The sequence below is a fragment of the Pseudomonas sp. 9.1(2019) genome, from assembly GCF_009910445.1.
Classification (GTDB): Bacteria; Pseudomonadota; Gammaproteobacteria; order Pseudomonadales; family Pseudomonadaceae; genus Aquipseudomonas; species Aquipseudomonas paraversuta.
The window spans coordinates 102147-120282 of the sequence record NZ_VBWF01000010.1; the positions used below are offsets into that span (position 1 = coordinate 102147).

The 18136-nt window shown below is 60.4% G+C and carries 13 protein-coding genes; 3 read left to right on the top strand and 10 right to left on the bottom strand.

Translation table 11 applies throughout. From position 1 onward, the window contains the following. Positions 1-13: 13 nt before the first annotated feature. A complete protein-coding gene (mexE, locus tag FEZ21_RS14030; protein WP_010656612.1) occupies positions 14-1258 on the bottom strand; it encodes a multidrug efflux RND transporter periplasmic adaptor subunit MexE in 1245 nt (414 codons plus the stop codon). Positions 1259-1525: 267 nt separating this feature from the next. Beyond that, positions 1526-3718, bottom strand: a complete 2193-nt coding sequence (locus tag FEZ21_RS14035) for a TonB-dependent siderophore receptor (protein WP_160627504.1) — start codon at positions 3716-3718, stop codon at positions 1526-1528. 127 nt (positions 3719-3845) lie between these two features. Between FEZ21_RS14035 and FEZ21_RS14040 the strand changes: the two genes are divergently transcribed. The 3 genes from FEZ21_RS14040 to FEZ21_RS14050 all read left to right on the top strand — a co-directional run bounded on the left by FEZ21_RS14040 (position 3846) and on the right by FEZ21_RS14050 (position 8645). After that, entirely contained in the window at positions 3846-4865 is a 1020-nt protein-coding gene (locus FEZ21_RS14040; RefSeq protein ID WP_003445185.1) for an alpha/beta fold hydrolase, read from the top strand. Positions 4866-5433: 568 nt separating this feature from the next. Further along, positions 5434-7575, top strand: a complete 2142-nt coding sequence (gene mtlD, locus FEZ21_RS14045) for a bifunctional mannitol-1-phosphate dehydrogenase/phosphatase (RefSeq protein WP_160627507.1) — start codon at positions 5434-5436, stop codon at positions 7573-7575. Positions 7576-7637: 62 nt separating this feature from the next. Further along, the gene (locus tag FEZ21_RS14050; RefSeq protein ID WP_160627509.1) at positions 7638-8645 is read left to right on the top strand and encodes an Ldh family oxidoreductase; all 1008 of its coding nucleotides are present in this window, start codon (positions 7638-7640) and stop codon (positions 8643-8645) included. 954 nt (positions 8646-9599) lie between these two features. Here FEZ21_RS14050 and abaF read toward each other — a convergent pair. The 8 genes from abaF to FEZ21_RS14090 form a co-directional block, all read right to left on the bottom strand. Next, positions 9600-10994: a fosfomycin efflux MFS transporter AbaF gene (abaF, locus tag FEZ21_RS14055; protein ID WP_010656607.1), complete on the bottom strand. Its 1395-nt coding sequence runs from the start codon at positions 10992-10994 to the stop codon at positions 9600-9602. Between the two features lie 68 nt (positions 10995-11062). Then, entirely contained in the window at positions 11063-11980 is a 918-nt protein-coding gene (locus FEZ21_RS14060) for a dihydrodipicolinate synthase family protein (protein WP_003445196.1), read from the bottom strand. 135 nt (positions 11981-12115) lie between these two features. Further along, complete coding sequence (locus FEZ21_RS14065; protein ID WP_010656606.1) at positions 12116-13144, bottom strand: proline racemase family protein; 1029 nt, start codon at positions 13142-13144, stop codon at positions 12116-12118. A 9-nt stretch (positions 13145-13153) separates the two neighbouring features. Beyond that, positions 13154-13876 carry an amino acid ABC transporter ATP-binding protein gene (locus tag FEZ21_RS14070; RefSeq protein ID WP_003445202.1) on the bottom strand — a complete coding sequence of 241 codons (723 nt, stop codon included), beginning with the start codon at positions 13874-13876 and terminating at the stop codon, positions 13154-13156. Continuing rightward, on the bottom strand, positions 13869-14519 hold the full coding sequence (locus tag FEZ21_RS14075) for an amino acid ABC transporter permease (protein ID WP_003445205.1): 651 nt from the start codon (positions 14517-14519) through the stop codon (positions 13869-13871). The genes FEZ21_RS14070 and FEZ21_RS14075 overlap by 8 nt, the downstream gene beginning before the upstream one ends. Before the next feature lie 10 nt (positions 14520-14529). Next, positions 14530-15195, bottom strand: a complete 666-nt coding sequence (locus FEZ21_RS14080) for an amino acid ABC transporter permease (protein ID WP_003445208.1) — start codon at positions 15193-15195, stop codon at positions 14530-14532. Then, on the bottom strand, positions 15188-16960 hold the full coding sequence (locus FEZ21_RS14085) for an aconitase X (RefSeq protein WP_160627511.1): 1773 nt from the start codon (positions 16958-16960) through the stop codon (positions 15188-15190). The genes FEZ21_RS14080 and FEZ21_RS14085 overlap by 8 nt, the downstream gene beginning before the upstream one ends. 11 nt (positions 16961-16971) lie before the next feature. After that, a complete protein-coding gene (locus FEZ21_RS14090) occupies positions 16972-17790 on the bottom strand; it encodes a transporter substrate-binding domain-containing protein (RefSeq protein ID WP_003445213.1) in 819 nt (272 codons plus the stop codon). Positions 17791-18136 lie beyond the last annotated feature (346 nt).

Here is an 18136-nt window from a genome sequence, read left to right on the forward strand (position 1 = left end):
GAGTTATCGTCCCTTAACCGCGAGGAGTCGCGACGCTGGCCAGCTTCGGCGCGCCATTGGCGGGCTTGGCTGGGGACAGGTTGCTGGCTTCCAGGGCTTGTCGTTGTTGTGCCAGTGCGGCGAGGGTCTGTTCGCTGGCCATCGGAATCACTTCAGGGGTGACCGGTGAACCCGGGCGCACCCGTTGCAGGCCCTTGACGATGATGGTGTCGCCCTTGTTCAGGCCGCTGCGAACAATGCGCAGGCCTTCGATTTTCGGTCCCAGGTCAACGGAGCGGTAGGTAGTGTTATTGGCGCCGTCCATGACCAGCACGAATTTCTTGCCCAGGTCGGTACCGACGGCTTCGTCATTGATCAACACCGCTTCGTAGGTGCCGCTGCCCACCAGTTTGAGGCGCGCATACAGGCCCGGGGTGAAGCTGCCGTCGGCGTTATCGAACACGGCACGGCCGCGGATGGTGCCGGTCTTCGGGTTGACCTGGTTGTCGACGAAGTTCATCTGGCCCAGGTGCGGGTTGCCGTCTTCGTTGGACAGGCCCAGGTAAACCGGGGTGCTCTGACCGCGCTGGCCCTGGCGGGCAAGTTGCGCGTATTTGAGGAATACCCGTTCGTCAGCGTCGAAGTAGGCATACACCTTGTCGGTGGAGACCACACTGGTCAGCGGCGTGACATCAGCGGTGACGATGTTGCCCGCAGTGATTTCGGCACGGCTGACCCGGCCACTGATTGGCGAAGTCACACGGGTGAAGCTGAGGTTGAGTTTGGCCAGGTCCAGTTGCGCCTGAATGGCCGAGACTCCGGCGCGGGCGGCCTGGGAGGCGGTGGTGCGCGAGTCGGCCAGTTCTGCGGAAATCGCATTGCTCTGGCGCAGGCGTTCGCCGCGCTGGGCTTCGTTGTCGGTACGGGTGGCGTTGGCGCGGGCCTGTTGCACCTCGGCTTCAAGACGACGCACTTCGGCCTGGAACGGACGCGGATCGATCTGGAACAACAGGTCGCCCTTTTTCACCAGGGCGCCCTCAGTGAAGGCGACCTGATCAATCTGGCCCGACACCCGTGGACGAATTTCAACGGTCTCCGGAGCTTCAAGGCGCCCGGTGAACTCGTCCCATTCATTGACCGGCTGTTCCAGCACTTTGGCCACACTGACTTTGGCAGCGGGAGCAGGAGCAGTCGCTTGTGGAGTTTTGCCGCATGCGCTCATCACCACGATGGCCAGGGCCGCGAGTGGGAAGCGCAAATGTTTAAGTGACTGTTCCATGGGGGGAGTCCGCCAATCTATTGAGATGGGCGGATAATGCTGGCGCGAGGGCCGGGGAACGAATCGAACCCAGCGAAGATCAATATCATTCAGAATGATACAAAGCCCGGCCAAGCCCTCTAGCTTGCGCCTTTTGTTAGGGAGCTATCAATTAAATTCTTCGTCATGGGCCTGAACCACCTGTAGGAGCGAGCTTGCTCGCGAGCTCTCCAAAATGCCAGCGAAGAGCTCGCGAGCAGGCTCGCTCCTACAGGTGCGGTCAATGCTTCAGAAGTTGATCGAAGCACTCAGGCGGGCGGTCAGCGGCGCGCCCTGGAATACATAGTTGTCGCCCATGTACTCACCCACATCGCGCCAGTAGCGCTTGTCGAACAGGTTGTCGACGGTGAGCCGGAACACGGTGTCATAACCCTCGATACGGGTGCTGTAGCGGCTGCCGATATTGAAGATGGCGTAACTGCCAGCCTGCACACCGCCCTGTTGGCTGGCGTATTTTTTGCCGCTGTATTGCATCCCGCCGAGCAGGGCCAGGCCATCGACCCAGGGCAGGGCGTAATCACCATAAAGACTGGCGCGCAGGGTCGGCACGTTGATGGTTTGATGGCCTTCATACTCGGGCGTACCGCTGCCTGTCACCCGGGCGCGGATCGCCGTCACACTGGCCGATACCTGCAAGCGCTCACTGGCCCAACCGTTGGCCGCCAGCTCCAGGCCGGTATTTTTCTGTTCGCCCTGCTGCACATAGGTGAATGCACCCGCAGTGGCGTCGGGGCGGGCATATTGGTAGTCCTGACGGATCTGGAACAGCGTCGCGCTCAGGCTGATACGCCGCCAGTTGTACTTGACCCCTGCTTCAATTTGCCGTGACAGGGTGGGGGCGAGGGTTTCAAAAGCATTGCTGGCAAACCAGGGCGCCGTGCCACCCAGGGCCAGGCCCTTGCTGTAACGGGTATACAGCGACAGGTTCGGCACGGGTTTGTAGATCAGTGCGGCCTGGGGCAGGAATTCATAGCGCCGGGTATGGCGGCTGGTGTCGCCCTGGTCGTCGAAGGTGCGTTCGTCCAGCAGCACTTCACGGCCACCGAGCACGGTCTGCCATTGTTGGTTAAAACTGATCCGGTCGTTGAAGAACAGCCCGTACTGGCGGCTGTCCAGACGTCGATAGCTGTCCTCGACCGGCCCGTCATAGCGCGCAAAGTTCTCGGGTTCACTGTCGATATTGCCGCTGCCGATCATCTCGTTGATCAGCTCGCGCTGATCCACCACACGGCGGAACGCGCTGCTGCCCACTGTCAGTTCATGGCCGATGCCGCCGGTATCAAACACACCACTGAGTGCTGCCTGCACTTCATCATTGCGCCGGGTGTCGTCGGGGCTGCGGAAGTCATAGATATCGTAATTGCCTTCGGGGCTGAAGTAGTTGGGTACTGCGCTGCCGGCACAACTGGCGGCGCCATAACAACCCCAGGCAAATGAACTGTAATCATCGATCACCACTTTGCTGCGTGAGGCGCTCAGGCTGCCTTTCCAGTTATCGGTGAAGCGGTACTCAAAGTTGCCGTTGATGTTCAGCGAATCAATGGTTACAGGTTTGGAGCCGCTCTGGTGAGCCAGCAGCTTTTTCGGTGAAGCGTGGTGCGGCAGTTCGGTGCCGCCGAGCAATTGATAGCCCGGCACCGAACGCTGCTCCTTGTTTTGGTACTCCACATCCAGTTGCAGCAGGGCGTCGGGGCTGATGTTCCAGTCGAAAGCCACAGCGGCGAAATCACGCTGGCCATTGGCATGTTCGACGTAGGAGTGGATGTCCTCATGGGCGAAATTGGCACGCAGTCCGAACTGCTGCTCGCTGCCGAACCAGCCCCCCACATCGGTGGCCAGATAACCACTGCCGCGATCATCGGTGGAGACCGTGACGGAGCGTACATCAGCGGCACGCTTGGTCACGTAATTGACTACGCCACCTGGCTCGGACACGCCGCTTTGCAGGCCGGACAGCCCCTTGAGCAACTCCACCTGCTGCTTGTTTTCCAGGCCGACGTTTTGCTCGCCGGTGATGGTGCGGCCATTGATCTTGTAGCTGCTGGCCGAATTCAACGAGAAGCCGCGGACCACGAAATTCTGGTAATAACCAATGGGCGCATAGCTTTCACCCACCGAAGCGTCGTTGCTCAATACATCGCTGAGCAGGCGGGCTTGTTGATCCTTGATCAGCGCGTCGGTAAAGACTGAAATCGCCGCCGGGGTATCCAGCAGGGGTGCCGCTTCGAAACCGTCGACCCAGGCGCTGTCGGCCTGATAGCCGGCGTTGTCTTCAGCGGTCACGGCGGTCGCCGGCAACTCGGTATTGGCGCCGTGGGCCACCGGCACTGCGCTGGACAGTAACAGGCCAAGGGTCAGCAGGTTGAGCGTGAACCGCGGGGCGGACTCTCCCTGGTTGAAAGTCCGGTGAAGCCTGTTCATGCAAAACTCCTGAATGATGGGCGGCCTTGGGTGCAGGGCCTGTTCACAGGCGCTCCATCATACAGACGCTACTTAACCTTGGGTTAATGGTGCAATGTGACGCTCCGGTCTTTTTGAGGAATTGCGCATGCCATTTTTTCTACGCTCATGCCTGGTACTGGCCTGCAGCTTGCCCTTGCAGGCGCTGGCGGCGCCTTCCGCTTCCGCCCCGGTTTATGGCGAGCAACTGCAAGGCTTCGAGTACCCGTACCCGCTGCATCACTTCAACTTTGATTCCCAGGGCCAGACCCTGCAGATGGGCTACATGGACGTTGCCCCCACGGGGCCTGCCAATGGCCATACGGCGGTGCTGCTGCACGGCAAAAACTTCTGCGCAGCCACCTGGGGCGACAGCATCAAGGCCCTGAGCGCGGCGGGTTACCGGGTCGTGGCGCCGGACCAGATCGGTTTTTGCACCTCGAGCAAACCGGCCAGTTATCAATACAGCTTTCAGCAATTGTCGGCTAATACCCATGCCTTGCTCGACAGCCTCGGGGTGGACAAGGCCAGCATCATTGGCCACTCCACCGGCGGCATGCTGGGTACCCGCTATGCACTGCAGTACGCCCCGCAAACCGAGCAGCTGGTGCTGGTCAATCCAATCGGTCTGGAGGACTGGAAAGCCCTCGGCGTGCCATGGCGCAGTGTTGACCAGTGGTACGCACGGGAACTGAAACTCAGTGCCGAAGGTATTCGCCAGTACGAGCAAAGTACCTATTACGCCGGGCACTGGAAGCCCGAGTACGATCGTTGGGTGGACATGCTGGCGGGTCTGAACAAGGGGCCGGGGCACAAACGGGTGGCGTGGAACTCGGCGTTGATCTACGACATGATTTTCACCCAGCCGGTGTTTTACGAACTGCCGGAACTCAAGGTGCCAACCCTGTTATTGATCGGCGATGCTGACACCACCGCCATCGGCAGTGATATTGCCTCAGCGCAAGTGAAGGCCAGAATCGGTGACTACAAAGTGCTGGGCAAACAGGCGGCCAAACTGATTCCCGGGGCCAGGCTGATTGAATTCCCGGGCATGGGCCACGCCCCGCAAATGGAAGACCCGGCGGCCTTCAACAAGGTGCTGGTGGAGCAGTTGAACCTCCAGGGTTGACCCCAAACCCGGAGCTGTGCCAAAGGCTCGCAGCCTTAGTGCCTGGTTAGCGACTGCCCATGATCAAACGAGGATCAAATCAGGATCAAGCGAGTGATCAATCCAGGATCACTCCTTGATTTAGAGCCTCCAAGTGCGTTATAGCTAAAAGGGTATCCAATCGTATTACAGGAAATTACAGCTCCCTATGGATGGAATCACACGTATCAATCGCCAGTCCGGCTCACATTACGCATCCCTGATTGCGCAGTGTGGGCCTCACGTCAAAGGCTGCATTCTTGCAGCGACAGGGTTTGTCTCCCGCCTCTATGCACTCTTGATTCCACCCCGTTGTTTGCCCGCCAGCTGTGCTGACTGGCGCCACTGCTACGTCCCCCCTCCAGATTTTTTCTGATCGCCAGCCGACCCGGCGTGTTTGCATCCGTTTTTAACGGGATGCGCTGTTGCCCGGCATTTTTATCTGATCCCCTCACTTTCTGACCCGACATCCCTGGCACCAGCCAGCTGCAGGTCACGACAGCGTTTGGTTACCCATGACCAGGCGCCGCGCTACAAGGACTCACGAGCCATGATTTATTTCCAGGGTAAAAGAATTTTCAGTGCCATCTTCGATATGGACGGCACCATGTTTGACACCGAACGCCTGCGCTTCAAGACCCTCAAACAGGCCGCGCTCGAGATTTACGGCACGCCATTGAGCGAAGAAACCCTGATCGGTTCTCTGGGCCTGAGTGCCCGCAAGGCCGAAGCGCTGGCCAAGGCCAATCATGGTGAAGATTTCCCTTACGCTGCGGTCCGCCAGCGCGCCGATGAACTTGAACTGGCCCATGTGCGTAACCATGGCGTGCCGATCAAGGACGGTTTGCTCGAAGTGCTCGAGCGCTTGCGCAAGTATGGCCTGACCATGGCCGTGGCCACCTCGAGCCGCCGCGCCATCGCCGAGGAATACCTGATCAATGCCAACGTACTGAAGTACTTCGACGTCACCGTTTGCGGCGATGAAGTGGAGCAGGGCAAGCCCCACCCCGAGATTTTCCTCAAGGCCGCCAGTGCGCTCAATTGCCTGCCGGGCCACTGCCTGATGCTCGAAGACTCCGAGAACGGCCTGTTGTCGGCGATTCGTGCCGAAGGGCAGCCGATCCTGATCGAAGACATCAAGCCTCCGGCAGCCGAAGTGAAGGCCGGTGCGCTGAAGGCGTACCAGAACATGCACGGGTTTCTGGGCGACCTCAACCAATGCATGCCGGATCTGGGCACCCCCGAACTGAACGAGAGTTTCCCCCAGGCCCTCAATCAATTCAGTGTCGGCATCCACGGTTTCGGGGCCATGGGCGGTGGCTACCTGACGCAGATTTTCTCCCACTGGGATGGCTACACCCGGCCTTGCGAGATTATCGCGGCCACCCGTTCGCGGATGCTGCGCGACACCATCCAGGCCTTTGGCCGCTTCAGCGTGCGCTATGGTGCGACCTCGTTCGACCAGACCATTGAAAACCTCAGAATGATCGACATGGATGACGCCCAAGAGGTGATCCGCATGTACGACGAAGCTGAAATAGTCGGGCTGAGCCTGCCCGAAACCGCGATCCGCAAACAGGCGGACGTCATTGCCAGGGGTTTGATCCGGCGCTTTGAGCGACGCGGGCGTGAGTTGACGATTCTGATTGTGTTGAACAAGGTCGGCGGCGCGGACTTTGTCCGCCGCCATGTGCGAGCCCAGCTCGAACTGCTGGTTGCACCGCACCTGTGCCAGAAAATTCTGGATAACACCCACTTTGCAGAAACCGTGGTCAGTCGCATTGTCTCCAAGCTGTCCAACGAGTCGCTGGTGCGCCAGTTGCGTATCAAGTCGAAAATCTTCCAGAACAGCCTGACTGACGACACCGTCGTACCCACGGCAAGCCCGAAAACCCCGGTGCCGGAATACGAACGCCTGATCAGCCGCTTTCGGCCATTTGCCCAGTCCAGCAATGCACTGAGCCAGTTGCATTTGATCCTGTTCAACAGCGAGTCGGACATGCCGTTGTATGCCGAACGCTGCAGTAACCTGCTGGAGCGTCTGCGCCAGGTCAGGACAGTCGACGACATCACCCAGACCCAGGTGATGAAAAACCTGTTGTGGAACGGCCCCCACGCCATCATTGCCTGGTACGCCAGCCGCCTGGGCTATTCGTGGTTGGGGCAGGCCATGGGCGACCCGCGGGTCAGTGCTCTGGCCGAGCGCTTGATTCGTCAGGAAGTGGGCCCGGCCCTGGTGGCCGAATACCCGCACATGGCGCAAGCTGTCGAGAGTTTCTCGAACACATTTCTCGCGCGCTGCAACACCTCGTTCAAGGACCCCTGTACCCGCGTCGGCCGTGATCCGCTGCGTAAACTGCAGCGCAACGAGCGGATTTTCCGCAGCATCGATCTGGCCAAGAAACATGGCATCGACTGCAGCGCCCTGGAGTTTGGCAGCGCCCTGGCGCTTCATTACGCGCTGCGTTCCACAGACAGCAAGGATCAGGAAAGCCAGTTGATGCGCACCCTGTATCAAGACAGCGGCAGTGTCGAGACGGTGCTGACCTACAGTGCAAATTACAACGGCCGACCGTATCCGGGGCTGGATCCGGTCAAGGACGCTGAACTGATCGAGGCCATCTCCGGGCATTTCCGGAGCCTGGCGGCCATGGAACCGGACTGTGCTGAATTCGTCATGGCCCAGGCCTAAAGCAATCAAGCGCGCAACGCCTTGAATGGGCCAGTCTGGTGGGTCTGTTCAAGGAGATGATCATGATCCGACTGTCCCTGGTCCAAGCCAAAGAGCTGGCCGAATCCATCCTGTTGCATAACGGTTTCAATCCGGCCCATGCCCGCGCAGTGAGTGACACGGTACTTGCCGGGGAGCGCGATGGTTGCGCTTCCCACGGCCTGTATCGGGTGCTGGGCTGTGTCAATTCACTGCGTGCGGGCAAGGTCTCGGCCGATGCCGAACCCCGGGTGATCGACCAGGCACCTTCCATTGTTCGGGTGGATGCAGCGGGCGGTTTTTCCCAGCTGGCGTTTCAGGCGGGTTTGCCGTTACTGCAAGAGAAGACCCGGGCCAACGGGATTGCCGCACTGGCGATCAATCGTTGTGTGCATTTTTCCGCATTGTGGGTGGAGATCGAACAATTGACCGCTGCCGGTCTGGTGGCGCTGGCCTGTAACCCGAGCCATGCCTGGGTTGCGCCGGCGGGCGGGAGCCAGCCGGTATTCGGCACCAACCCGATTGCCTTCGGCTGGCCACGTGCGGGCAAGGATCCGTTTGTATTCGACTTCGCCACCAGCGCCATCGCCCGTGGCGATATCGAGCTGCACCGACGGGCGGGCAAGGCGATTCCCGAGGGCTGGGGGGTTGATGCCCATGGCCAGTCCAGCACTGATGCCAATGTGGTACTGGACACGGGAGCGATGCTCACGTTTGGCGGGCACAAGGGCTCGGCGCTGGCGGCGATGGTGGAACTGATCGCCGGGCCCTTGATCGGTGACCTGACCAGTGCCGAGTCACTGGCCTGGGACGCGGGGAGCAAGTCGTCGCCGTACCATGGTGAATTGATCATCGCATTGGATCCGCAGCGTTTTCTGGGGGCCGCCACCGAGCAGCATCTGGCCCGGGCCGAGGTGTTGTTCGAAAGTATCGAAGGGCAGGGAGCACGATTGCCGTCGCAGCGCCGTTATGAAGCCCGGGCGCGCAGCCTGGTGGAAGGGGTACAGATTCCCGAAGCCCTGTACCACGACCTGCTGGCGCTGAAATCCTGAGCCATCACTCCTAACGAGCTCGTCTTCTGCAGGAACGAGCTTGTCTGCAGGAGCGAGCTTGCCTCGCGAGCTTTTTGTCATTGCGATGAAAAGCTCGCGAGACAAGCTCGCTCCTACAGTTCAACGGTTCAACGGTTTCAACGCTGTACTTCAGGCCAGTGAGTCTCCACGACGGGCTGCGGTCTGTGCATTGCCATCCAGCGCGGATATGCGTGCAGCCGATTCCGCATCTACCTGATGCAGCGACTTGCCCAATCAACCCAAACGAGCTCGTCTTCTGCAGGAGCGAGCTTGTCTGTAGGAGCGAGCTTGTCTCGCGAGCTTTTTGTCATTTCGATGAAAAGCTCGCGAGACAAGCTCGCTCCTACAGTTCAAGGTTTCAAATGTTTCAGGATTTCAAAGGTTTCACCGCAGTACTTCAGGCCAGTGAGTCTCCACGACGGGCTGTGGTCTGTGCATTGCCATCCAGCGCGGATATGCGCGCCGCCGATTCCGCATCCACCTGATGCAGCGACTTGCCCCATCAACCCAAACGAGCTCGTATTCTGCAGGAGCGAGCTTGTCTGTAGGAGCGAGCTTGCCTCGCGAGCTTTTTGTCATTGCGATGAAAAGCTCGCGAGACAAGCTCGCTCCTACAGTTCAGGGTTTCAAATGTTTCAGGATTTCAAAGGTTTCACCGCCGTACTTCAGGCCAGTGAGTCTCCACGACGGGCTGCGGTCTGTGCATTGCCATCCAGCGCGGATATGCGCGCCGCCGATTCCGCATCCACTTGATGCAGCGACTTGCCCCATCAACCCAAACGAGCTCGTCTTCTGCAGGAGCGAGCTTGTCTGTAGGAGCGAGCTTGCCTCGCGAGCTTTTTGTCATTGCGATGAAAAGCTCGCGAGACAAGCTCGCTCCTACAGTTCAGGGTTTCAAATGTTTCAGGATTTCAAAGGTTTCACCGCCGTACTTCAGGCCAGTGAGTCTCCACGACGGGCTGCGGTCTGTGCATTGCCATCCAGCGCGGATATGCGCGCCGCCGATTCCGCATCCACTTGATGCAGCGACTTGCCCCGGGTTTCACGGGTCAGGCCCACAGCCACAATCGAGATCAGCGCCGCTCCCACCAGGTACCAGGCGATCGGCGTCGAGCTGTGGTACTTGTTGAGCAGGGTGATCGCGATCAGCGGTGCCAGTGAACCGGCGAAAATCGGCGCCACCTGATAGCACAGCGAAAGCGCGGTGTAGCGCACATGGGTCGGGAACATCTCGGCCATCAACGCCGAATAGGGGGCATAGGTCATCGACTCTATCGCCAGGCCCAATGTGATGGCCGCCATGATCAGCCAGTTATTGCCGGTGTCCATCATCGGAAATCCGACAAAGCCCCAGAACCCGGTGAGCACCGCTCCGACCAGATACACCGGTTTACGTCCCACCAGGTCAGACAGGTAACCCATCAGCGGGATCATGAAAAAGTGCAGCAGGTGCGCGCCGAACATCAAAAACAGAATCTCGGAGGTGTCCTTGTGCACCACCAGCTTGAGGTAGGTGATCGAGAAGGTCACGACGGTGTAGTACAGAATGTTTTCTGCAAACCGTGCACCGATACCCACCAGCACGGAGCGCCAGTGGTGACGCAGCACTTCAATCACCCCGAGTTCCTGCTGTTTGTTTTGGGCCTGACGGGCCTGGGCTTCCTTGAAGATGGGCGCATCGTCGACGCTGGTACGAATCCAGTAGCCGATCAGCACCACCACCGCCGAGAACCAGAAGGCTACACGCCAGCCCCAGGAGAGGAATTGCTCCTCCGAAAGCGTGGTCGACAACAGCAGCAACGCCACGGTAGCCACCAGGTTGCCGGCGGGAACTCCGGCTTGCGGCCAACTGGCCCAAAAGCCCCGGCGGTTATCCGGGCAGTGCTCTGAAACCAGCAGAATGGCGCCGCCCCATTCCCCGCCAAAGGCGAAGCCCTGGATCAGCCGCAGCAACACCAGCAGCACCGGTGCGGCGTAGCCAATGGTATCGAAGCCGGGCAGGCAGCCCATCAGGAAGGTGGTGATGCCGACCACCACCAGGCTCAGTTGCAACAGGCGTTTGCGGCCGAACTTGTCACCATAGTGACCGAACACCAGGCCGCCGATCGGCCGGGCGAGAAAGCCCACTGCATACAGGGCAAAGGCCGCGATGATGCCGTCGATCGGGCTGTCGGTCTGGCGGAAAAACAACTGGCCGAAGACCAGTGCCGAGGCGGTGCCATACAGAAAAAATTCATACCATTCGGCGACGGTACCGGCCATGGCTGCGGCCACGACACGTTTGAGTCCCGCAGGGCTGGTGGTTGCGTGAGAGGATTGAGTGGACATGCTGGCACTTCCTGTAGGTGCGCTAAAACGGGCAGCCGGGCGGGCAGTCAGTGCCCCCCGGCAATCACTTAAAGACCGACGTCCGGCAGATGCGGACGGTTGGCCAGGGCCTTGGCCATGATCTGTTCCACATACTCGCGATCAGCCTGTGGCAGGGCCAGACGCGGCGGGCGGGTCAGCGCACTGCCGCGCCCGGCAATCGCTTCGCACAGCTTGATGCACTGCACCAGATCGGCACGGGCATCCAGGTGCAGAATCGGCATCAGCCACTCATAGATCGGCATGGCTTCGGCAAAGCGTCCGGCCTTGGCCAGGCGGAAAATCGTCTCGCCTTCCTTGGGGAACACGTTGGACATCCCCGAGACCCAGCCTTCAGCCCCCACGGCAAGGCTTTCCAGTACCACGTCATCAAGACCGGCGAACAACACAAAGCGGTCGCCCACCTGATTGCGGATGTCGATAAAACGACGGGTGTCGCCGGACGAGTCCTTGAAGCACACCACGTTGTCGCAGTCGGACAGGGAGATAAGAATTTCCGGGGTCACGTCGTTTTTGTAGATGGGCGGGTTGTTGTACACCATCAGCGGAATGTCGGCGTTTTTGGCCACGTAGCGATAATGCTCGGCGGTTTCGAACGGCTTGGAACCGTAGACCAGGGCCGGCATCAACATCACACCGTCAACGCCGACCTTGCGCACCGCGTTGGCCACTTTGGCGGCTTGCACGCTTGTGAACTCGGCAACGCCACAGATAACCGGCACCCGACCGCCGGAGGCGGCCACTGCAACCTCGGTCACGGCGATTTTTTCTTCGGCGCTCAGCGAGGTGTTTTCCCCCACCGAGCCGCACACCACCAGACCAGATACGCCGTCACGGATGACGTTGGAAATCACCTGGTGGGTCTTGTCCAGGTTGATTGTGAAGTCATCGTTGAATTGAGTGGTTACCGCTGGAAAGACACCACTCCAGTTTATGGGTTTGCTCATTGTCTGTTGCCTCTGCTGTTGTAATTGTATTTCGTATACGATTTAAAGCGTCGGTACTTTTTGCTCTCTGCAGGCGCTCGCTCGGGAGCTGTGCTGTGAAAAGCTTGCGCCTACAGAAGGGTTACCGGGGGAGGGTCAGGCGCCTGGCCAGGTATCGGACAGACGATAGCCCTGTGGCCAAGGGTCGCTCGGGTCCAGCAGATGCTGGTGGGTGCCGGTAATCCAGGCCCGCCCGGAAATGCACGGATAGATCGCTGCACGCCCGGCGACTTCGGTCATGGAGTCGATACGGCAATGAAATTCGGAACCTATGAGCGAGCGACCGATAAAACGCTCCCCGACCTGCAACAGCCCTTTGGCCTGCAATACCGCCATGCGTGCCGAGCACCCGGTGCCGCAGGGCGAACGGTCGATCTTGCCGGGACGGATGACCACGGCGTTGGCGCCAGTGGCGATGCCTTGCTCGTACACCACAGGTGCGGCGATCTGGCAAAAAGAAATATGCGACCAGTCAGGGTTCAGCGGGTGCACGAAGCCCAATTGCTCATTGGCCGCATGGGTGATTTTCAGCCCCACCGCCACCAGCTCTGCCGCTTCGTCCGGGGTGATGGAGAAACCCAGCTCCCGGGCATCGGCGATGACAAAACTGTCGCCACCATAGGCGGTGTCGACCTTGATCGAGCCCAGCCCCGGAACTTCGATCCAGGCATCCAGCCGGTCGGCGAAGGAGGGCACGTTTTTGATTTCGACCCGCTCAACCTTGCCGTCGCGGCAATCGGCCACGGCTTCGATCAGCCCGCCCGGGGCTTCGAGTATCAGCCTGGTCTGGGGTTCGGTCATGGGCAAAATGCCGCTGTCGAGCAACACCGTGGACACGCAGATCGAGTTGGAGCCCGACATCGGCGGGGTGTCGGCAGGCTCCATGATAATCCAGGCCATTTGCGCCCGCGGGTCCTTGGCCGGGACCAGCAGATTGACGTGGCGGAACACCCCGCCGCGGGGCTCATTGAGGACAAAATTGCGCAGTGTCTGATCCTGGGCGATCCAGCGTGACTGTTCCCACACCGTGGCACCGGGTGGCGGCGCGACGCCGCCGACAATCACGTCCCCGACCTCGCCCTCGGCGTGACAGCTGACCACATGAATGACTTTGGATGAGCGCATGGTTTTCTCCTATTTCACAGATTTGAGGAATGCTGCAGTTTCAGGATGCAGGGGGTTGCCGATGACTTGATCGGGGGAGCCGATCTCGTGCACCAGGCCATTGCGAAAGAACGCCACCCGGTCGGAGACATCACGGGCAAAGCGGATTTCGTGAGTCACCAGGACCATGGTCATGCCGTCTTCGGCCAGCATGCGCATGGTGTCCAGCACCTCGCCCACCAGTTGCGGATCGAGGGCCGAGGTCGCTTCGTCGAACAACATATAGTCCGGAGACATGGCCAGGGCGCGGGCGATGGCCATGCGCTGCTGCTGGCCGCCGGACAGTTTGCCGGGGAAGGTCTTGAGCTTGTCGCCAAGGCCGACATGGGTCAGTTGTTGCACCGCCAGGGCTTCGGCTTCAGCCTTGCTTTTACCCAGTACCTTGCGCGGGGCCAGCATCACATTCTCCAGCACGGTCAGATGCGGGAAGGCGTTCCATTGCTGGAACACGATGCCGATTTTTTGCCGCAGCCGGTTGAGGTCGGTGGCCTTGTCGTGCACCTCGATCCCGTCTACGCGAATATGGCCTTTCTGGATCGGCTCCAGGCCGTTGATGCACATCAACAGGGTCGACTTGCCGGAGCCGGAGCCGCCGATTATCGAAACCACTTCGCCCTTGTTGACCGTCAGGCTGACGCCCTTGACCACTTCCAGATCGCCGAAGGATTTGTAGACGTTGTCGATTTCAATCATTTTCTTGCCACCTTCTTTCCACACGAGCGCCAAGGCGGGCGACCACCAGGCTCATGACGTAATAGATAAGCCCCGCGATGCACAACACCAGCATCGGTTCCTGGATACGGGTAACGATGGTTTGCGAGGCGCGCAGCAGTTCAACGATGCCGATCCACATCACCAGCGCGGTGTCTTTCATCACGCTGAGTACCAGATTGAGCCAGCCGGGAAACGCTACCCGCATGGCGATCGGCAGCACGATGTAGCGCAGGTCCTGCAGGTAACTCAGCCCCAGCGAGCGGCTGGCCCGGCGCGTGGTGAAGGGCACCGCCAGGACGCCGCTGCGCACGATCTCGGTGAAGTACGCGGCGGCGTATACCCCCAGCACAATGCAGCCGACGCTGAAGGCACTGATGTTCAGGCCGATGATGCTCTTGAGCGAGTTGAACAATACGAACTGGATCAGCAATGGCACGCTGCGAAACACGTCCAGGACCCAGGCCAGCGGCAGGCTGGCCCTTGGCAACAGGGCCCGCAACAGGCCGAAGAGCAGCCCGGCGAGGGTGCCCAGCAGGATCGCCCAGGCGGTCAGTTGCAAGGTGACCCAGGCGCCCTCCAGCAAAAATAAAAAGTCATTCCAGGTAAAGCTGGTGGAAAACATGCTCACGTCCTCAGTAACGGAACAGACGCCAGGCCATCAGCCGGGCTACCGCAACGATCGCCTTGGCAATCAGGTAATACAGCACCGCAGCAATGGCGAAGTATTCGAAGGTGCGAAAGGTTTTGACGTTGTAGTCCTGGGTGACGCCGGTGAGGTCGTTGTTCAATCCGACGATGACCCCCAGCGAGGTCATCAGCACCGCCCACACCATCTGGTTGGTCAGCGGGTAGAACACGATGCGCAACAGCTGCGGGACCACGATCATGCGGTAGGTCTGGAAGGCACTCATGCCCAGCGAGCGCGCAGCCCGCACCTGGGTTTCGGGCACGGCCTTGAGACCGCCGCGAAAGTTTTCGGCCAGGTAACCGGCATTGTTGAAAGTGATCCCGGCCAGCAGCGCGATCCATGAGCTGACATGCAGGCCGAGGGAGCCGAGCCCGAAGTACAGGACATAGATCTGGAACAGCGACGGAGTGTTGCGGGCGATGGAGACCCAGCCGTTGCCGATGCCGCGCAACAGCGGGTTTTTGGTTTCGCGCATGACCGTCAGCGCGAGGGCGATCAACACCCCGAAGATCATCGACAGTGCTGCGGTCTCAAAGGTCACCAGGGCCCCGGCCAGCATGTCCGGCAAGGCGCGCAGGGCTGAGCGCCATTGAAAGGTGTAATCAAACATGGGCGGGTATCTCCTGTGAGGCCGCCGCTGGCAGCCATTGCGGCAGACCGCCGTCGGCCCTGGCGCTGCAGGCGGCATTCACGCATTCGGCGAGGCTGGCGAAGTGCACCTTGCGCCCCACCAGTCCCGGTGCGTAGTGGGCGTACTTGGCTGAATTGGTCATCAGGGTGGTGGCCGCGCAGGGAATCACCGGTTCACCCAGCATGCACCAGCAGGTATCGCTGATCAGGGTCGCGCCGAAGCCTTCGATCACCGCGATATGCCCGGCTGCGCGGGCCTGCTCCAGCACCGCGCGGCCACAGGTGATGACCACGGCTACCTCGGGGTGTTTGTGCCGCCCCTGGCACAGGCCGGCCAGACGCGCGAACTCGCTGAGGGAGAAGTGCGGATTGCCCAGGGACACCACGTCCACCCCGGGGTCACTGGCACTGTTGAGTTCGTGCCAGCTGTGCAACAGGTCCGTCAGGCTGATGGTGACCACCGGCACCGGGCCATCCAGTACCTGTGCCGGGTCGAGGGCCTCGGGTGTGACCCCGGCGATATGGAACAGCGGGGCGGCGCTGGTGGTGGCAAAGGCCGCACCGAACGCCTTGAGATCGTCCAGATCCGGCTGCCTGTCTTGCAGCCCGAGGATCAAGGGAATACGGCTGCCGGCCAGGGCGCCGATGTGGTAGCCCAGCAGCGGGTAGAAGGCATCGTCCAGCTCGCCCAGGGCGGGCAGCTCGACTTGCAGCCGGGCTTTGCGCTGATCCTCCAGGTGGCAGCCAATCAAGGGCGCGCGGCCGGTGAGGGCGATGCAAATGTCCAGATAATCGGGGTATTTAAGGGTGCGCGCGCCTAGCACGCTGTTGGCGTAGACCACTGCGTTGGATTCGGCCCAGACGATCTGTTCGCCGACCTTGGGTGCGCTGTCCAGCAGATAGGGGGCGCAGGTAAAACTCAATTGTGCGCCCATGGCCATATAGGCATCGCCCAGGGCACTGGCGGGCACACCCAGAGCCGGGTCGACCCCCAGTTCGCGCCAGCGGCGCTGGTCGACAGAGATTGAGTTGAGGGTAGTGGGCACCCGTACTTTGGCGCCCCATTCCACCAGTTGTCGGGCAAAGCGCAGACTGGCAGGCCCGGTATAAATGCAGCCGTCGATATGCGCCTGGCTAATGTCCAGCAGCTGTTCAGCGCCCTGTAGCTGTGCCATGCGCAGCACAATCTGCATGGCCACCTGAGCGGCCTTGCCATGCTCACCGTCGAGCAGGGCGCGGTCGTGTCGGGTCAGCTCGATCGAGCAGACCGGCTCCTGGTGTTGTGCCTCGTTGAGCGCTGGCGACCAGCCATCGTCCGGCGGAGCATCGAACAGGCTGACCCGGTCTCCCTCGACCCGGGCAAATGCCCCTGCGCGCAAGCGGGCGAAGGCCTCGTTGCCGATGCACAGCACCGGCAGGGAGCGTTCGAACAGGGTCTGCGCCACCAGCACGCCAAGGGTCAGAATCTCATCGGCCTCGGCCAGCACCAGAGCCGCGGGGGCGTGGCCATTGCTGATCAGCTCCATCAGCACACTGCTGCCGGTACAGGAGCCGCGACCACTGGGAATCGCCAGTATCTGCCCGCCCAGGTGCTCGCCGCTGAGGGGGTGGTGACGGTCAATCACCTCCCCGGTGAACGGCTCGACCCCGCCCCAGAAGCTCAGCCCCACATCAGCGAACAACAATGGGCCCTGGGCCGCGCCGCTGATCAGACTGCGGCCGTTGAGAGAAGTGATCCTCGACATGCTGGCCGACCTCAGTAGTACACGTCAGGTACGGTCAGGTTCGCCGGCGGGATCTCGGTGCCGACCCATTTCACCCACAGCTCCTTGTAACGCCCGGTGCGCACTTGCTGGTTGACGAACAGGTTGAGGTAGTTGAGCAGGCCGTACTCGTTGCGCTTGGCCCCCAGGGACACGTAATCGACCACGTAGGGCGCGTTACCCGCGACTTTCAGATTTTTGTATTTGCCTGACTTGAGGGTGGCGGCGGCCACAGTATTAGTGACCACAGTGGCTTCGATATGGCCCTGGGCAACGGCCAGCAGGGTGTCGTTCTGCGACTGGTAGGCCCGGAACGAGCCGCTGCCCCAGCTTTTCACGTCTTTTTCCAGGGCAATGGCTTCATAGGTGCCACTGGTATTGCCCAGGGCCTTGCCCTTGAGGTCGGCGAAACTGTTGATCCCGGTGTCGTCGCGGGTCAGCACCACCATCTGGAAGGCAAAGTAAGGAATGCTCAGGCCGACGGTTTTAGCCCGCTCCAGGGTGTCGGAGGTGGAGGCCACGATGATGTCGGCGCGCCCGGAGACCAGCGCCGGAATCCGGTCCGGAAACGGGGTTTCGACAATTTCGGCATCCACGCCCAGCACTTTCGCCAGATCGTTGCAGTAGTCCACGTCAAAGCCCACCGGCTTGTTGGCTTCATCCCGGGAGCCCATGGGCGGGAAGTCCAGGGTTACGGCGCAGCGCAGTTTGCCCGAGCCAATAATGTCGTCGAGTTTGTCGGCCTGGGCGGTGGCGATGAAGGAACTACTGATAACAGCGCTGAGAGCTACGGCAAATACGGGGTTTTTCATGGACGCCTCGCAAGTGTAGGAATGCTGTTGAATAATGGATTATGGATTTCGTATACGATATTTATTTAGCAATTCGTGTGCCGATTTTTCCTGGGTGCCACAATTAAGTGCCGCGTCCGGTTTTGATGGTGTGCGTGATTGCACTGGGCAGTGGTGCAGGGCGTGTGGGGTGGGAGGGGTGTTACAGAAGGGAGCAACAGTGGGGGGATTGCCCCATAAAGGAACACCTGCCGCCTGATGGCACGGGCTTTTGCCTTGTATCCGGCAAAAGCCCGTGGATGTCCTTCAGACGAAGTGCTGCAAACCATCTGTGGGAGCCTGGTTAGCCGGCAAGATTTCGCTCGTG

What these genes read in the sequence shown, in the direction of transcription:
- FEZ21_RS14090 (WP_003445213.1), bottom strand. Translation starts at nt 17,790, where the DNA reads ATGAAAAACCCCGTATTTGCCGTAGCTCTCAGCGCTGTTATCAGTAGT.
- FEZ21_RS14035 (WP_160627504.1), bottom strand. Translation starts at nt 3,718, where the DNA reads ATGAACAGGCTTCACCGGACTTTCAACCAGGGAGAGTCCGCCCCGCGG.
- FEZ21_RS14085 (WP_160627511.1), bottom strand. Translation starts at nt 16,960, where the DNA reads ATGTCGAGGATCACTTCTCTCAACGGCCGCAGTCTGATCAGCGGCGCG.
- FEZ21_RS14070 (WP_003445202.1), bottom strand. Translation starts at nt 13,876, where the DNA reads ATGATTGAAATCGACAACGTCTACAAATCCTTCGGCGATCTGGAAGTG.
- FEZ21_RS14050 (WP_160627509.1), top strand. Translation starts at nt 7,638, where the DNA reads ATGATCCGACTGTCCCTGGTCCAAGCCAAAGAGCTGGCCGAATCCATC.
- mexE (WP_010656612.1), bottom strand. Translation starts at nt 1,258, where the DNA reads ATGGAACAGTCACTTAAACATTTGCGCTTCCCACTCGCGGCCCTGGCC.
- mtlD (WP_160627507.1), top strand. Translation starts at nt 5,434, where the DNA reads ATGATTTATTTCCAGGGTAAAAGAATTTTCAGTGCCATCTTCGATATG.
- FEZ21_RS14040 (WP_003445185.1), top strand. Translation starts at nt 3,846, where the DNA reads ATGCCATTTTTTCTACGCTCATGCCTGGTACTGGCCTGCAGCTTGCCC.
- abaF (WP_010656607.1), bottom strand. Translation starts at nt 10,994, where the DNA reads ATGTCCACTCAATCCTCTCACGCAACCACCAGCCCTGCGGGACTCAAA.
- FEZ21_RS14060 (WP_003445196.1), bottom strand. Translation starts at nt 11,980, where the DNA reads ATGAGCAAACCCATAAACTGGAGTGGTGTCTTTCCAGCGGTAACCACT.
- FEZ21_RS14065 (WP_010656606.1), bottom strand. Translation starts at nt 13,144, where the DNA reads ATGCGCTCATCCAAAGTCATTCATGTGGTCAGCTGTCACGCCGAGGGC.
- FEZ21_RS14080 (WP_003445208.1), bottom strand. Translation starts at nt 15,195, where the DNA reads ATGTTTGATTACACCTTTCAATGGCGCTCAGCCCTGCGCGCCTTGCCG.
- FEZ21_RS14075 (WP_003445205.1), bottom strand. Translation starts at nt 14,519, where the DNA reads ATGTTTTCCACCAGCTTTACCTGGAATGACTTTTTATTTTTGCTGGAG.